The sequence below is a fragment of the Pseudomonadota bacterium genome (assembly GCA_034189865.1).
In the GTDB taxonomy this organism is placed as follows: Bacteria; Pseudomonadota; Gammaproteobacteria; order UBA5335; family UBA5335; genus JAXHTV01.
The window spans coordinates 36,876-52,814 of the sequence record JAXHTV010000007.1 but is presented as its reverse complement, the minus strand read 5'-3'; the positions used below and the strand labels follow the sequence as shown (position 1 = coordinate 52,814).

The 15,939-nt window shown below is 57.8% G+C and carries 16 protein-coding genes and 1 pseudogene; 15 read left to right on the top strand and 2 right to left on the bottom strand.

Annotation, left to right across the window (positions count from 1 at the left end):
* Nucleotides 1–2: 2 nt before the first annotated feature.
* Together SVU69_05285 and rpoS are read left to right on the top strand one after the other, a co-directional pair.
* Nucleotides 3–758, top strand: a complete 756-nt coding sequence (locus SVU69_05285; GenBank protein MDY6942410.1) for a peptidoglycan DD-metalloendopeptidase family protein — start codon at nt 3–5, stop codon at nt 756–758.
* A gap of 225 nt (nt 759–983) precedes the next feature.
* On the top strand, nt 984–2,009 hold the full coding sequence (gene rpoS, locus SVU69_05280; GenBank protein MDY6942409.1) for an RNA polymerase sigma factor RpoS: 1,026 nt from the start codon (nt 984–986) through the stop codon (nt 2,007–2,009).
* A gap of 53 nt (nt 2,010–2,062) precedes the next feature.
* Here the strand turns inward: rpoS and SVU69_05275 are convergent, their stop codons facing one another.
* Nucleotides 2,063–2,434, bottom strand: a complete 372-nt coding sequence (locus tag SVU69_05275) for an MTH938/NDUFAF3 family protein (GenBank protein MDY6942408.1) — start codon at nt 2,432–2,434, stop codon at nt 2,063–2,065.
* A gap of 149 nt (nt 2,435–2,583) precedes the next feature.
* On the opposite strand from SVU69_05275, the pseudogene alaC reads away from it, so the two are divergent.
* From alaC to lysS, 6 genes and pseudogenes are all read left to right on the top strand, one after another.
* A pseudogene (gene alaC, locus SVU69_05270) lies at nt 2,584–3,832 on the top strand (alanine transaminase).
* Entirely contained in the window at nt 3,820–5,133 is a 1,314-nt protein-coding gene (locus tag SVU69_05265) for a homoserine dehydrogenase (GenBank protein ID MDY6942407.1), read from the top strand. The pseudogene alaC and the gene SVU69_05265 overlap by 13 nt, the downstream one beginning before the upstream one ends.
* Nucleotides 5,134–5,174: 41 nt before the next feature.
* Nucleotides 5,175–6,317, top strand: a complete 1,143-nt coding sequence (thrC, locus tag SVU69_05260; protein ID MDY6942406.1) for a threonine synthase — start codon at nt 5,175–5,177, stop codon at nt 6,315–6,317.
* 183 nt (nt 6,318–6,500) lie between these two features.
* Nucleotides 6,501–7,541: a hypothetical protein gene (locus SVU69_05255; GenBank protein ID MDY6942405.1), complete on the top strand. Its 1,041-nt coding sequence runs from the start codon at nt 6,501–6,503 to the stop codon at nt 7,539–7,541.
* Nucleotides 7,542–7,653: 112 nt separating this feature from the next.
* A protein-coding gene (gene prfB / locus SVU69_05250; protein ID MDY6942404.1) for a peptide chain release factor 2 occupies nt 7,654–8,749 on the top strand; the annotation gives its coding sequence in 2 pieces (ribosomal slippage) (nt 7,654–7,725 and nt 7,727–8,749; 1,095 coding nt in all).
* A gap of 24 nt (nt 8,750–8,773) precedes the next feature.
* Nucleotides 8,774–10,270 carry a lysine--tRNA ligase gene (lysS, locus tag SVU69_05245; protein ID MDY6942403.1) on the top strand — a complete coding sequence of 499 codons (1,497 nt, stop codon included), beginning with the start codon at nt 8,774–8,776 and terminating at the stop codon, nt 10,268–10,270.
* Nucleotides 10,271–10,285: 15 nt separating this feature from the next.
* Here the strand turns inward: lysS and SVU69_05240 are convergent, their stop codons facing one another.
* Nucleotides 10,286–11,320: a folate-binding protein gene (locus SVU69_05240; protein MDY6942402.1), complete on the bottom strand. Its 1,035-nt coding sequence runs from the start codon at nt 11,318–11,320 to the stop codon at nt 10,286–10,288.
* A 181-nt stretch (nt 11,321–11,501) separates the two neighbouring features.
* Here SVU69_05240 and SVU69_05235 point away from each other — a divergent pair, with 181 nt between their 5' ends.
* The 7 genes from SVU69_05235 to SVU69_05205 all read left to right on the top strand — a co-directional run bounded on the left by SVU69_05235 (nt 11,502) and on the right by SVU69_05205 (nt 15,932).
* Nucleotides 11,502–11,669: a DUF1674 domain-containing protein gene (locus tag SVU69_05235; GenBank protein MDY6942401.1), complete on the top strand. Its 168-nt coding sequence runs from the start codon at nt 11,502–11,504 to the stop codon at nt 11,667–11,669.
* Nucleotides 11,670–11,836: 167 nt separating this feature from the next.
* Nucleotides 11,837–12,226, top strand: coding sequence for a succinate dehydrogenase, cytochrome b556 subunit (gene sdhC, locus SVU69_05230; protein ID MDY6942400.1), 390 nt, complete (start codon nt 11,837–11,839; stop codon nt 12,224–12,226).
* 1 nt (nt 12,227) lies between these two features.
* Nucleotides 12,228–12,608 carry a succinate dehydrogenase, hydrophobic membrane anchor protein gene (sdhD, locus tag SVU69_05225; protein ID MDY6942399.1) on the top strand — a complete coding sequence of 127 codons (381 nt, stop codon included), beginning with the start codon at nt 12,228–12,230 and terminating at the stop codon, nt 12,606–12,608.
* A gap of 6 nt (nt 12,609–12,614) precedes the next feature.
* The gene (gene sdhA / locus SVU69_05220) at nt 12,615–14,405 is read left to right on the top strand and encodes a succinate dehydrogenase flavoprotein subunit (protein ID MDY6942398.1); all 1,791 of its coding nucleotides are present in this window, start codon (nt 12,615–12,617) and stop codon (nt 14,403–14,405) included.
* Nucleotides 14,406–14,499: 94 nt separating this feature from the next.
* A complete protein-coding gene (locus SVU69_05215; GenBank protein ID MDY6942397.1) occupies nt 14,500–15,276 on the top strand; it encodes a succinate dehydrogenase iron-sulfur subunit in 777 nt (258 codons plus the stop codon).
* Between the two features lie 28 nt (nt 15,277–15,304).
* Nucleotides 15,305–15,544 (top strand): succinate dehydrogenase assembly factor 2, encoded by a 240-nt coding sequence (locus tag SVU69_05210; protein ID MDY6942396.1) that lies wholly within the window; start codon nt 15,305–15,307, stop codon nt 15,542–15,544.
* Nucleotides 15,513–15,932 carry a protein YgfX gene (locus tag SVU69_05205; protein ID MDY6942395.1) on the top strand — a complete coding sequence of 140 codons (420 nt, stop codon included), beginning with the start codon at nt 15,513–15,515 and terminating at the stop codon, nt 15,930–15,932. The genes SVU69_05210 and SVU69_05205 overlap by 32 nt, the downstream gene beginning before the upstream one ends.
* Nucleotides 15,933–15,939 lie beyond the last annotated feature (7 nt).

The following is a 15,939-nucleotide window of genomic DNA, read 5'->3' as shown; positions in this document are numbered from 1 at the left end:
TGGTGGCGAACTCGGGCCGCATCAGGCGTTGGATCACCGGCCTCTATCGTCCCGCCGGACTGATCGGTCTGTTCGCGCTGGTTTCGGTGGGATGCAGTACGGCATTGAATTGGCCCGATTCGCCCGGTCGCCCGCCGGCCCATCAAGGCCCGAGACCTGAATACCACACTGTCCAGAGCGGTGAGACGCTCTACGCCATCGCTTGGTACTATCAGTTGGACGCGCGCGATCTCGCGGCATGGAATTCATTGCACAATCCAGATCTGATTTATATCGGGCAACGTTTGCGCTTGTCGCGCCCTTCCGCTTCTTCCACCACCCGTCCCAGTTCGCCGAAAGCCAAGGCATCGTCGAAATCCGCTTCGGGAAGCACGTCCGTTGCGGCATCTTCGCCGGTGTGGCGTTGGCCGGCTCAGGGGCAGGTCGTTGAACGATTCAGTCAGGGGCGGGGCAACAAGGGCATTGATATCGCTGGTAAGGGCGGCAGTGCGGTGAGCGCGGCGGCCGACGGGCGTGTCGTCTACAGCGGTAGTGGACTAATCGGTTACGGTCAGCTTATTATCGTGAAACATAACAATCATTTTTTAAGTGCGTATGCATACAACCGCAAGTTGTATGTGGAGGAAGGAGACAAAGTGGTCGCTGGGCAGTTGATTGCCGAAATGGGGCTCGGCAACAATCAACAACCCATATTGCATTTCGAAATACGCGTGGATGGAGCCCCCGTTGATCCGCTGCGTTATCTACCGGCTCGTTAAACCATCGGGCTACTTGAGACCACTCATAATGTCTCTGCCGTAAGTCGTGACGCGGATATTCCGTGGACGGAGGACTCGACCGGGCGGAGCAGATTTTTAAAAAAATCTCGTATGTGTTGGCCGTCGTCGATCTATGGCGCTGGTCCTTCGCCTTTTCGTTTCGCCTTCACTTCTGTGGGTATCCCGTCCTTGTCAACGGAGAGGTTCGTCCTCAAGGAGCAGGCAATGACGGCGGGCAGGCCAGAGAAACTGACAGTCGATATTTCGGGAAACTTGGGCGAAAGCTGGGACGACAAAGAACAGCCCAAATTAGAAAATGAGGATTCCGGCAGCGGGAGCGGCGATTCGCCGGATTTGTCGGCGGAATCGGGCAGTGATTCTGAACAGAAAACGTCTTCCTGGGCGAATGAGATGGACGTTCAGATGGACGCCACTCGCCTTTACCTCAACGAGATTGGCTATTCGCCACTGCTGACGGCGGAAGAAGAAGTTTACTATTCCCGGCGAGCAAGACGCGGGTGTGAGGCATCCCGCCATCGCATGATCGAGAGTAATCTCCGTTTAGTGGTCAAGATTGCCCGGCGTTACATCAACCGCGGTTTGCCGCTGCTTGACCTGATCGAAGAGGGAAATTTGGGGTTGATCCACGCTGTGGGCAAGTTCGACCCGGAATTGGGGTACCGATTTTCCACTTACGCCACCTGGTGGATTCGCCAAACCATCGAGCGCGCATTGATGAATCAAACGCGCACGATTCGATTGCCAATACACGTGATCAAAGAAATCAACGTGTATCTGAGGGCCGCCCGAAAGCTCAGTCAAACTTACCATCGTACAGCGACCCCTGAAGAGATCGCCGAGATGGTGGACAAACCCCTCGACGATGTAAAACGGATGCTGACCCTCAACGAGCGTACGGCGTCCGTCGACGTCTCTCTGGGGGTTGAGGACGATCGCCCGGTGCTCGAGTCACTCGCCGACGAGAACAGCTATGATCCGTCCGAAGAGATACAGGATCACGATCTTCGCACCGTCTTATCCCGTTGGTTATCCCGGTTGCCCAAGAAACAAAAAGAAGTCGTGGAACGCCGGTTCGGTTTGAACGGCCGAGAGCGGGAAACATTGGAGCAAGTCGGCCGCGAAATCGGATTGACCCGCGAGCGGGTGCGCCAGATTCAAGTCGATGCCTTGAAAAGACTGCGGCAAATCATGGAGAGCGAAGGCCAAAACCAGGATATCCTGCTTGGCTGAGATGATGAAACATCAAGCGGGTGGTTCTGCCCGTCCCGATCGCGCTGTAGTTATTATGAAAGAATCAGCGCGGCAGTGACGTTCCGGCCTTCGGCCAACAGGATGTTATAGGTGCGGCACGCGGCATCGGTGGTCATGAGTTCAAACCCGATTCCGGCTCGATGAAATAGGGGAATGAACCGACAGGTGGGTGGTCGGGCTGTGATTCCCGCTCCCAAGATGACCACTTCCGGTTCCAGCGCCAAGATCGGGTCCATATCGCTCGCATCGATTGCGTCAAATGTTTGTGGACGCCAATCGGCCAGTAGGGTGTCGGCGTTGACGATCAACGAGCGACGGTAGACGGTCTCGCCAATGCGGATTTCACCGGGTGCGTAAGCGTTGACCCGGTGGCTGATGGTTCGGCTGTCCGAGTGCAGTTTCATCGTCATTCACAAGTTGACTGGATTACCCACAGTATAACGCCGGGCGATTGACAGTGGGTTCGACTCTTTGTACTTTGCCCAGTTTGCATCCCGATCGCTTCGTGAATGATCGGGATGTTGTTTGATCCACATGATCGGACGAACCCACCTTGATACACAGATTTCAACGCATACAACGTCTTCCGCCTTATGTTTTCAACATTGTCAACGAGCTGAAAGCGGCCGCCCGCGCTCGTGGTGAAGATATTGTCGATTTCGGAATGGGCAACCCGGATCAGCCCACGCCGCGGCATATTGTCGACAAATTGATCGAAGCCGCTCAGCGCGGGGACACTCACCGATATTCGCAGTCTCGCGGTATCCTCCGTCTGCGGCGGGCGATTTGTCATTGGTATCGAGACCGCTATCAAGTGGAACTGGATCCCGAATCCGAAGCTTTGGTAACCATCGGTTCCAAAGAAGGTCTGGCGCACCTGGCATTGGCAACAGTCGGCCCGGGTGATGTGGTCTTGGTGCCCAATCCGGCCTATCCGATTCATCCTTATGGATTCGTGATCGCCGGTGCCGACATCCGGCATGTACCCATGATTCCGGGCGGCGATTTTTTTGCTGAGCTCGAGAAAGCCATTCGAGATTCCTGGCCCAAGCCCAAAATGTTGGTTCTCAACTTTCCCGGCAATCCCACCACGGACTGCGTCGAGCTGGATTTCTTCGAGAAAGTCGTCGCCATTGCCCGTGAGCACAGCATCTGGGTTTTGCACGACATCGCATACGCCGATTTGTGTTTCGACGGTTACACCGCGCCGTCGATATTGCAGGTGCCTGGTGCGAAGGAAGTGGCGATCGAGTCCTACACGCTTTCAAAGAGCTACAACATGCCCGGTTGGCGGGTAGGTTTTATGTGCGGCAATCCCGTTTTGCTCCAGGCGCTCGCCCGTATGAAGTCCTATCTGGACTACGGGATTTTCACGCCCATCCAGGTGGCGGCCATTGCGGCGCTGGAAGGCCCGCAGGACTGCGTCGCTGAGATCCGAGAGATGTATCGTAAGCGCCGGGACGTCCTCTGCGAGGGCTTGAACCGGTTGGGCTGGGAGTGCGAAAAGCCCAAGGCGACTATGTTCGTTTGGGCGCCCATTCCCGAGCGTTTTCGGGAGATGGGGTCGCTGGAGTTCAGCAAAATGCTGCTCAAAGAGGCTAAGGTGGCGGTCTCGCCCGGCATCGGGTTCGGCCAGTATGGCGATGATCACGTTCGATTCAGTTTGATCGAAAATGAGCATCGTACCCGTCAGGCGTTGCGTAACATGCGTCGAGTACTCCGTTAGTCTCTACCCTGACGCTAATGATGGCTCGCGACTTGAGTTTTGTTCATTGAGGAGATTGGGCTTTTGCAGGCAGTGAATATCGGCCTACTGGGTCTTGGCACCGTCGGCTGCGGAACCGTGGATTTGCTTACGCGCAGCGCACAGGAAATCGAACGTCGTGCCGGCCGTCGGGTCATCGTGAAGCGCGCATCGGTCAGAGATCTGAACAAACCGCGTACTTGCACGATCGATGGGGCCGCATTGACCGAAGACCCCTATGCCGTCATCCGAGACCCCGAAATCTCGGTGGTCGTGGAACTGATGGGAGGGCTCGAACCCACGCGCACGCTTGTTCTTGAGGCCATCGCCGAAGGGAAACACGTGGTCACCGCCAACAAGGCGCTGATTGCGGAGCATGGCAACGAGATTTTTCAGGCGGCGCGGGATCGGGGCGTGATCGTCGCCTTCGAGGCGGCGGTCGGTGGCGGTATCCCCGTCATCAAAGCGATACGCGAGAGCTTGGCGGGCAACCACATTCAGTGGCTGGCGGGCATTATCAACGGGACGACTAACTTTATCCTGACGGAAATGCGGGATCGCGGCATGGATTTTTCCGATGCCCTCGCTGAAGCTCAGGCTCTGGGTTACGCCGAAGCCGATCCCACCTTCGATGTCGAAGGCGTTGATGCCGCCCACAAGCTGACAATCCTGGCGGCGATCGCTTTCGGTATCCCACTCCAGTTCGATCGCGTTTATACCGAAGGTATCGGTGCGATCGGCTATGAGGATATCGAATATGCCGCGGAGCTGGGCTACGCGATCAAGCATTTGGGCATCGCTCAGCGAACCGAAAGCGGCGTTGAGCTGAGGGTCCATCCCACCCTGATACCCCGCAAAGGTCTTTTGGCCAGTGTGGATGGGGTGATGAACGCCGTCTTGATTCATGGTGATGCCGCAGGGGACATGTTGTTCTACGGAGCCGGTGCCGGCGCGATGCCCACGGCATCGGCGGTGGTGGCGGATCTGGTGGATGTGGTTCGGGTTCTCAGTGCCGATCCGGAACATCGAGTTCCTTATTTGGGATTCCAGGATCATGCGATTTCACATACCGAGATTGTCCCCATGGAATCGGTGGAGGCGGCCTACTACTTGAGGCTGCAGGTTGAGGATCACCCGGGCGTGATGGCGGATATCACCCGCATCTTGGCCGAGCATGCCATCAGCATCGAGGCGATCCTGCAAAAACCATCCCAGAGCCCGGGTCAAGCGGAGTTGCCGGTCATCTTGTTGACCCACGTCGTTCGAGAAGGCCGCCTAGACGAAGCATTGAAGCAAATCGCGCAGTTGGTTTCGGTGTCCAAGCAAATTACCCGCATTCGGCTGCACGCGTTTCAATAACGGCGCCGACGGACTCACGTTTACGATCGGAGAACCACCCCATGGAATTTCATCCTCGCTACACTGGCTTGATCGAGCGCTATCGGGATCGGCTGCCACTGGCTGAGGATGTTCGCCCTATCAGCCTCGGAGAAGGTAATACCCCGCTGATTCGTTTGGACAACATCGAGCGCGATTTGGGTGGGCAACATCATCTTTACGTGAAATTCGAAGGTCTCAATCCCACCGGTTCATTTAAGGATCGAGGTATGACCGTGGCGGTCACCCAAGCGGTGGCCGAAGGAAGTCGCGCAATCATTTGCGCTTCCACCGGCAATACCTCGGCTTCGGCGGCGGCCTATGCCGCCCGCGCCGGGATCACTGCATTTGTCATTATTCCCGACGGCAAGATTGCCATGGGCAAGTTGGCGCAAGCGATGGCCCACGGCGCGGTGGTGATGCAGATTAAGGGGAACTTCGATGTGGGTATGCGCCTCGTCAAAGAGTTGGCGGATACCGCGCCGGTGACGGTGGTCAATTCCATCAACCCCTACCGGCTCCAGGGCCAGAAAACGGCCGCGTTCGAAATCGTGGAAGAGCTGGGCCGGGCGCCCGATTACCATTGTCTGCCGGTGGGTAATGCCGGGAATATCACGGCCTATTGGATCGGCTATACGGAACTCATGACCTCTCCCGGGCATAAAACCACCGAGGCCTGCGCCTTTTGTGGGGGGGGCTGTCAATTGACTCACGTGCCCATGGTGCAACATCGCCCCAGAATGGTCGGTTATCAGGCCTCGGGCGCTTCGCCCTTCGTCCAGGGGCATATGATCGACGCGCCGGAGACCGTAGCCACCGCCATTCGTATTGGCCATCCTCAAAGCTGGACGCAAGCGAACCTCGCGCAAACGGAATCCGGTGGTTGGTTCCGGGATTTCTCCGACGACGAAATCGTCACAACCCAGAAGTACCTGGCGGACCGGGAAGGCGTGTTCTGCGAGCCGGCGTCGGCCACATCCGTTTGCGGTGCGATCTCGGATATCAAGGCGGGTCGCATTCCGCCGGGCAGCACGGTGGTTTGCACGCTGACCGGACACGGCTTGAAGGATCCGGACATCGCCATCAACCGGTTGCAAAGTGAGATCTTGGACGTGGAGGCGAAACGCGAGGCGGTGGAAAGAACCATCCTCGATCGATTGGCCTAGAAGCGAGCCTCAGTCCATGGATGCACATCGTGTTGATGCCGCTTCGGTGAGGTTCCATCTCCCAGGCGTCTCCAGAATAGCAACGCCTCGCGCACGCTTGGTGTGTTTCGCCGGTTGTCGCCCGGTCATCGTGATATCGGGCCGAGATTCCGGCGTTCACGCCGGAATCTGAAGGGCGGCGCAATGGCGATCCATCTCACCGTTCTCGTGCCTGGCATCCTCGGTCCCGTCCGCGGCGTGCCGCAGGCTCATCTGCCGCTCGCGGAAGTGTTGCCGGCGCTCAGTCCCTGTTTGTGTCGTGCCAAACGTGCCGAGTTCCGGCCCCGATTGCTGGAGCCGGCCCTGTTCAAGTTGTTCGGCATCGGCTCCGGTGTGCAAGATCACTTGCCGGTGGCCACCTTGAGTTATCTGGGGGATTTTGGGCGAGCGGTGCCCGGCCCCGTGCTGCGTGCAGACCCCGTCAATCTTCAGGCGGGAACCGAAGGGATGGTGCTGTTTGACGAGACCGCGTTGAACTTGCAGGCAGCGGAGTCGCGGGCACTGGTGGAAAGCTATAACGCGGCGTTCGAGGGCGCCGGATATCGTTTGGAGATGGCCACGTCGGGGCGCTGGTACTTACATCTTCCCAGGCCCTTCCGCCTGGCAACCGAAAGTCTTTCCGCCGTCGTTGGTGATCGAATCGATCATTCGCAGCCCGCGGGCGAAGACGCCGTGATTCTTCAGACCATGCTCACGGAATGCCAGATGCTGTTCCACGACCATCCCGTGAACCGACTCCGCGCGGAAACGGGCCAGCGGGAAATCAACAGCCTGTGGTTTTGGGGTGAGGGTGAAGTTGGTCCGGCACCCCAGAAACGCTGGTCTCACGTCATCGGACCGGGCGGTTTCCTGTCCGGATTGGCGGATTTCACCGCCTCGTTGTGGCGTGAACCGCCCGCCGGGTGTGCCCAACTGAACTTTGATGACCTGGACGGCAGCGTCTTGTTGCTGCTGCCCCAGGTGAACCGGTTGGCTGCCCATGGCGATCTTGACGGCTGGTACGAGGCAGCTTCGTCCCTGGAGGAAACCTGGTTGATGCCATTGATGGCCCGGCTTCGCTCCGATCACGTCAAACGGCTGACCCTGATTCCGCTGGATGGCTATCGATATACCTTCCAGCGACGTCACTTAAGCGCTGTCTTGCGGCGCCTCGGTCTGTCCGACCGCTTGTTGAAGTTTCCCTGAATCGGCTGCTAACGCCCGTCGGCTGAGTTAAACTACGCGACTATTTTGACGTCGGCTTGTCGAATCGGCCGCCCGCGTCGATTGCGTAGTGACTGTTTCGAGGACTGACATCATGGAGCTTGCCGGCGTTAAAACAAGCTTGAAAGACCTGTCGCAACGTTTGCACGACCTGCGGAGGTATCTTTGACTACGATGCCAAGAAAGAGCGTCTGACTGAGGTCGAACGGGAACTCGAGGTGCCGGACGTCTGGTCCGACGCCGAACGGGCCCAGGCGCTGGGTCGTGAGCGCGCTCGACTGGAACACGTAGTGCTCACGCTTGAGCGGCTCGATGGCGCACTGAACGACGCCGGAGAGCTGTTGGAGCTCGCCGAAGTCGAAGATGATATGGCCACGGCGGGGGAGGTTGCCGCCGACGTCGAGGGGCTTGAGCGAGATATTGTCGGGCTGGAATTTCAGCGGATGTTTTCGGGCGAGCTGGACGACTCATCCTGCTTTCTGGACATCCAGGCCGGATCTGGCGGTACGGAAGCGCAGGATTGGGCCGAGATGCTGCTACGCATGTACCTGCGCTGGACCGAGAAGCACGAATTCAAAGCGGAGCTGCTGGAAGTTTCCGCGGGGGATGTAGCCGGCATTAAAAGCGCCACCGTGCGGGTTGAAGGACCTTATGCTTACGGCTGGCTTCGCACCGAAACCGGGGTTCATCGTTTGGTTCGAAAATCGCCGTTCGATTCCGGAAACCGTCGCCACACCTCCTTCGCCGCCGTTTTTGTGGCGCCTGAGGTGGACGACGATATCGAGGTTGAAATCAATCCGGCGGATTTGCGGATAGACGTCTATCGTGCCAGTGGCGCCGGCGGTCAGCACGTTAACCGTACCGAGTCGGCGGTTCGAATCACTCACCTTCCCACTGGCGTGGTCGTGCAGTGTCAAAACAACCGCTCGCAGCATCAAAACAAAGACACGGCCATGAAACAGCTCAAGGCCAAGCTCTACGAGTTGGAGCTGCAAAAGCGCCAAGAAAAGGCCCAAGTGCAAGAGGATTCCAAGGCGGATATCGGTTGGGGCAGCCAGATTCGGTCGTACGTACTGGATCAGTCGCGCATCAAAGACTTGCGTACCGGGGTGGAGAACAGTAACCCCCAATCCGTTTTAGACGGTGACTTGGATCCATTTATCGAAGCCAGTTTGAAACAAGCGCTTTAAAATCAGAGCACTCGAGACATCACCATGACCCAGGAATCGCAAGACGAAAACAGCCTGATCGCGCAGCGCCGGCTCAAGCTCCAGCAATGGCGGGAAAACGGGCAGGCATTTCCCAACGACTTCGAGCGGAACGCCCTATCGGGCGATCTTCTCCGCCGCTACGGCAGCTTGGAGAATGCCGAACTCGAAGCGGACCCGGTTCAGGTTCGCGTGGCCGGCCGGATTATGGCCAAACGGGTCATGGGGCGATCCAGTTTCGTTCACGTGCAGGATATGGCCGGCCGCATCCAGTTGTTCTTCCAACAGAACGCGTTGGGCGAAGCGGTTTACCGGGATTTCAAAACCTGGGATATGGGGGATATCGTCGGCGCGGAAGGGACCTTGTTCAAGACCAAAACCGGGGAATTGTCGATCCGTGTGTCCCAGGCGCGTTTGCTCACCAAATCCTTGCGGCCTTTACCGGAGAAATTTCATGGGCTGACCAACCAGGAGACGCGCTACCGTCAGCGCTACTTGGATCTGATCATGAATCCGCAAACGGGCGCTTTGTTTCGAACCCGCAGCGTGATCATTAACTTCATCCGGGCTTTTTTTGACGATCATGGGTTTATCGAAGTGGAAACCCCCATGATGCAGGTGATTCCCGGTGGCGCCACCGCCCGGCCCTTCATCACCCATCACAATGCCTTGGATATTCCGCTCTATCTTCGAATCGCCCCGGAGCTGTTCCTCAAGCGCCTGGTGGTCGGAGGATTCGAAAAAGTCTACGAGATCAACCGAAATTTCCGTAACGAAGGGGTCTCTGCGCGGCATAACCCCGAATTCACCATGTTGGAGTTCTATCAAGCGTACGCCGACTATCGCGATCTGATGGATCTGACCGAAGAGCTGCTGCGCGGTTTGGCATCGGTGGTCGTGGGTGGTTTTCAATTCGAGTACCAGGGGATGAGAATCGATTTCGGGCAGCCGTTTCGCCGGATGAGCGTCGCCGAAGCTGTTGCAGAGTTTAATCAGGATCTGGATATCGACCGGTTGCGGGACCGCGACTATTTGGTTTCAGCGTGTGATCACTTGGGCATTTCCGTCAAGCCCAACGTCGGCTGGGGTAAGTTACTGGTGGAGATCTTCGAGCACACGGTGGAGTCGCGGCTGGTCGATCCGACATTCATCACTGATTACCCGACTGAGGTTTCCCCGCTTGCGCGGGCCAAAAGCGCTGATCCTGAGGTCACCGAGCGTTTCGAGTTTTTCGTAGCCACCCGTGAACTCGCCAACGGTTTTTCGGAGCTGAACGACCCGGAAGACCAGGCCGAGCGCTTCCGGCGGCAAGTTGAAGAAAAGGCCGCCGGCGATGAGGAGGCGATGTTTTACGATGGCGATTACGTCACGGCCTTGGAATATGGTCTGCCGCCGACCGCCGGGGAGGGTATCGGGATCGACCGGCTGGTGATGTTACTGACCGATTCGCCGTCGATTCGGGACGTCCTGTTGTTTCCGCATATGCGCCCCGAGAGTTCTTGACGCTTCTCTAGGTTTTTATTCAGCCGAATAGGGTAGGTTTCCCACAACGATGGGCAGGCCGTTCGGAGACCCCGTGACGAGGTCGCTTCGGTTTGCGAGATCGATCTGCAAGACCGCCAGTATTTCGTGCCCACCATCGGGATGGGGTTGAGAGTCGATCACCTGTCCGACGGCCTGATCCTGGCCTGCCAAGTAGACCGAATCGGCAATTTTCGGCTGCTTGGTTCCGCGAACATGGGCCCGAATCATACGCCGTTTTAAGCCTCCCAAGTGTTTCACCCGGGCCACGATTTCCTGGCCTGGGTAGCAGCCTTTTTTGAAGCTCACGCCGCTGAGGGCGTCAAGGTTGAGCATCTGTGGAAGAAAACGCTCGGCGGTTTCGGGGTACACCGTCGGCACACCGCCCAGCACATCCAGCAATTTGTAGGGTGCCGGGCCGATGGGGGCGCAGCGGACATTCAGGCGATCCCAGACTTTTTTCATGGTTTCGAGTTCACCGAAAGCCTGAAATCGGTGATGAAGTCCGGGTATCCGCAACACACTCACATCCTCAAGCGTGGTCACTTGGTCGATCTCGCTGGGAATGGGGCTCACCGCGTGGCCGAGTTCCACGTCCATACTGGGGCCCGACATGCCGACCCGGACAAAGGCGTCCGAAGCATCTTCCAGCGTGACGTCGGCACGGAGAACATATTTGCGGAGGCGTTGTAACACCGGTTCCAGGTTTTGCCGGGGCAGCGCCATGTAGTACGTGTCGCCTCGCTTGAATAGCCGGAAGCTTGCCAATACGCGCCCTTTCGGGTCGCAGTACGCGCTGAGTTGGCTTCGGGTCTCGTCGACCATGCTGAGGTCGTTGGTGAATTGGCCTTGCAGGAAGGTCAGTGCGTCTTCACCGTAAGCGCTAATCAACCCCAAGTGAGAAAGGTCGCAAAACACATTACCCGTCATGACCATCCGGCGTTCGCGCTCGGGATTGCCGTAGTGGACGATGCGGTCATCTTCGAATTCCGCGCCGGCATCCACGAGAAACGTTTTCCAGTTTGGTTTCATGTATTCAGAACCTCTCCGAAATCGCGGGTCCATCGGGTGAGGGAAAACTCAACGGTACGAAGCACCATCTTAGGGTAACCGGGCCTTGGTGTCAGCCCGCCGGTGAGCGGTTCAGGTCGCTTCCAGGTTGCGCGCAATAGGCATATTCAGTATAAAAGGCGCCTGTGATTCCACGGGATGGATGATGGAACGACGCGACCCGCCACCGTCTGATCGGGGTCGAAAAAACCCGTCGGGCGAAAGCAAACAAAGGGCGGCCCAAAAGCCGAAGGAAATCGGTGGCCCACAGGGGCTGGAGCCGACGCGATACAGCGACTGGGAACGAAAAGGCCGCTGTATTGATTTTTAATCCGCGATTGCCTCGGTGGTAGGTGTGCAGGTCCCCCCGCTCAATGGACCTTATTCCCCGGGCAGCGGAAGATGACTCCTCGTTTCGGAACTTCTCGCCGTGGTTCTTGAAATCGCGCGAACGGACGTTCGCCCAGTCCCGAGTAATTTAACCTGGAGGTAAGCTGAATGGCTTCCGACAACAGGCCTCTTTCTCCCCATCTGCAGATATACCGTTGGTCATTGACCATGCTGCTGTCGATTCTGCATCGGGCAACCGGTGTGGCACTGACGGTCGGTACGCTCGTTCTCATCTATTGGCTGTGCGCATTGGCAGTTGGTCCGGAGGCTTATGCGACTGCGCAAGGCCTGCTGAGTTCGGGGCTGGGACAACTGTTGTTGTTCGGCTGGTCGGTTGCGCTTTTCTATCACCTCAGCAACGGCGTGCGCCATTTGGCCTGGGATTTGGGGTTTGGTTTCGAGAAAGAACAGGCCCGGCAGAGCGGAGTCGCCGTGTTGATAGCGACCGGAATCCTCACTTTTCTGGCCTGGACGTTAGGCCTCACCATCGGAGCGTAGTATGGACTCTCGGACGCCGATTTCCCGAGTCAACCATCTCGGTTCAGCCAAAGAAGGCGCGCATCACTGGTGGTTACAGCGTTTGAGTGGACTGGCGCTGGTTCCCCTGTTGCTATGGTTCGTCGTGGCCCTGGTCTCCGTGGCCGGTGCCGATTATCCGATCGTGGTTGAGTGGATTTCTCGGCCTCACGTGACGGTGTTCATGGTGATACTGATCGCCTTGGTTTTCTACCACGCTCAGCTCGGTGTGCAAGTCATTATCGAAGACTACGTTGACATCGAGTGGATCAAAATCGCTTCTTTGATCGCAGCCAAGTTTGCGCTGACTCTGCTCGGCGTGGCGGGTATTTTGGCCGTTCTTAGAGTTGCTTTCGGAGGCTGAAGCTTCATGACCAGTGCCTACAAGATTATCGAACATCAATACGACGTCATCGTTGTGGGGGCCGGGGGAGCGGGACTCCGAGCCACCTTGGGAATGGCGGAGAAAGGCTTATCGACGGCTTGTCTGACCAAGGTTTTTCCCACCCGCAGCCATACCGTGGCAGCGCAGGGCGGTATGAGCGCCGCGCTGGGGAATATGGGCGAGGACGACTGGCGCTGGCATATGTACGACACGGTCAAGGGTTCGGACTGGCTGGGAGATCAGGACGCCATTGAATACATGTGCCGTGAAGCAGTGCCGGCGGTCGTGGAACTGGAGCACTACGGGGTGCCGTTCTCGCGCACCGAAGACGGCAAAATATATCAACGACCCTTCGGCGGGATGACCACGCGGTTCGGCGAGGGCACAGCCCAACGAACCTGCGCCGCCGCCGACCGAACCGGGCACGCCATCCTACACACGCTTTACCAGCAATCGCTCAAGCACCACGCCGAATTTTTCATCGAGTATTTTGCCCTTGACCTCATCATGGACGAAGAAGGTGTCTGTCGCGGCGTCACGGCATGGAACTTGGCAGACGGCACCATTCATCGATTCCGCGCCCATATGACGGTCTTGGCCACTGGCGGTTACGGTCGTAGCTACTTTTCTTGCACCTCCGCGCACACCTGTACGGGCGACGGCAACGGCATGGTCCTTCGAGCCGGACTGCCGCTTCAGGATATGGAGTTCGTGCAGTTTCACCCCACCGGCATTTATGGCGCGGGCTGTCTGATCACGGAAGGGGTTCGCGGCGAAGGCGGTTATCTGACCAATTCCCAAGGCGAGCGTTTTATGGAGCGCTATGCTCCGAACGCCAAAGACTTGGCTTCCCGCGATGTGGTCAGCCGGGCCATGACCATCGAGATTCGAGAGGGCCGAGGTGTGGGCGCGGAGAATGACCACATTCACCTGCATCTGGAGCACCTGGGTCCGGAAGTGATCAACGAGCGGCTACCGGGGATTGCCGAGTCGGCAAAGATCTTCGCCGGAGTGGACGTCACGCGTGAGCCGATCCCTGTGCTTCCTACCGTTCACTACAACATGGGCGGTATTCCGACCAACTACCACGGGGAAGTGGTGACCTTGAAAGATGGTGATCCCGACTGCGTGGTGCCCGGGCTGATGGCCATTGGCGAGGCGGCCTGTGTGTCCGTTCACGGTGCCAATCGTCTCGGTTCCAACTCGCTGCTGGATATCGTCGTGTTTGGCCGGGCCGCAGCGCTGCGTTGTGCCGAGTTGATCAAGCCCGGGCAGCCCCATAAGACCCTGCCGGCGTCGGCCAGCGAACTGGGCATCGAACGGCTGGATAAGATGCGGGACGCCAAAGGCGAGCGCCCGACGGCCGATCTCCGGTTGGAAATGCAACGGGTGATGCAAAACTATGCGGCCGTGTTTCGAACGGGCGATGTTTTGCAGGAAGGCGTGGAGAAGATTGCGGAAACCTGGAAGGGTTTTGATCAGATCGGCGTGAGTGATCGTGGCCTGATCTGGAATACCGATCTGGTCGAGACGCTTGAGTTGGAGAACTTGCTGGGGAACGCCGTGACGACCATGAACGCGGCCAGCAACCGGCAAGAGAGCCGCGGTGCACATGCGCGGGAAGATTTTGCCGAGCGTGATGACGAAAACTGGCACAAGCATACGCTCATTTGGCAGGAGGGTAACGGTCAGACCCGCATCGATTATCGGCCCGTTCACATGTACACCTTGACGGACGATGTGGACGTGATTCCACCCAAACCCCGGGTGTATTGAGGCGATCAAACGAACCGTATCCGTAGGGTGGGCGCTGCAGGCCGGCGCCCACAAAGGTCCTGAACTTCCGGGACGAAGGCGAGGTTGATTAAGAATGGCGCAATTCAAGCTTCCTAAAAACTCTGTCGTCGGCAAAGGCAAACACCATCCGGCCCCGGCGACGGCCAAACGGACGAAGCAGGTACAGGTATATCGATACGATCCCGAGGACGGGCACAATCCCCGTGTCGATACCTACGAGATCGATCTCGACGATTGCGCGCCTATGGTGCTTGATGCGCTCATCAAAATTAAAAACGAGATCGATCCCGGATTGACCTTCAGGCGTTCCTGTCGCGAGGGCGTGTGCGGCTCCTGTGCCATGAACATCGATGGGACCAACACGCTGGCATGTACCAAGCCGATCGATGAAATCGAAGGGGTCGTCAAAATCTATCCGCTGCCGCACCTGTCGGTGATCAAAGACCTGGTGCCGGATCTGACCCATTTCTACGCCCAGTACGCGTCGGTGGAACCTTGGATGAAGACCGACACGCCGGCACCGCCGGATCGAGAGCGTCTACAATCCAAGGAAGACCGTGCCGACCTCGACGGGCTATACGAGTGTATCCTGTGTGCGTGTTGCTCCACCTCGTGTCCCAGTTATTGGTGGAACGATCGCTACTTGGGTCCTGCGGCGCTGTTGCAAGCCTATCGCTGGATTGCCGACAGCCGCGACGAGGCAGTCGGCGAGCGTTTGGACGCCTTGGAAGATCCGTTCAAACTGTATCGCTGTCATACCATCATGAACTGCACCAACACCTGTCCGAAAGGGCTGAATCCGGCGAAAGCCATCGCCGAGATCAAAAAGCTGATGGTGCTTCGCCGCTAAACGGCGATTCTCTCGCAGAGTTCGTATCATGGCCGATCACCGGGCGCGCATGCGGTGGCGTTGTCGACGGGGGATGAAAGAGCTTGATCACTTGTTACTCGAATTTCTCGAGCGGCATTTGGATGAGCTGTCCCCGCCCGAGCAATCCGCGTTTGAATCGTTGCTAGAGCTCCAGGACCCGGAGTTGGTGGGCTATCTTCTCGGCGCAGAGCAACCTACCGACCCGGTTATGGCTGATGTCGTTAGACGGATTCGCGGCGACGCGTGATTTCTATCTTCGTCCTTCGCGCTGGCTGACTGTGGGGCTTGCCGGTGGGTACGGTCTGGCGCTGATATCAGCCTGGGCCGTTTTGCCTTTCCAGGTCGCTTTTGTGGTCTCGTCGCTCATCCTCGTGAGCGCGGGCTTGTTTCTTCGTAACCATTGGATGAGTGGCCGGGTCACACGTTTGACCCATCTTGAGCGTGGTGAATGGTCGCTGACACAAGCCGCCGGTCGGCAATGTGTCGGCCGGCTGATGCCAGGTGCATTTATTACCCGGGGACTGGTCATTTTGCGATTCCGGTGTGGTTTGACCAGCCGCCATGTCATCGTTCTTCCGGACAGCCTGCCTTGGCCTTTGCGTCGTCGCTTGATTGTTCGCGTGCGTTTTAGCTGACGCCGCC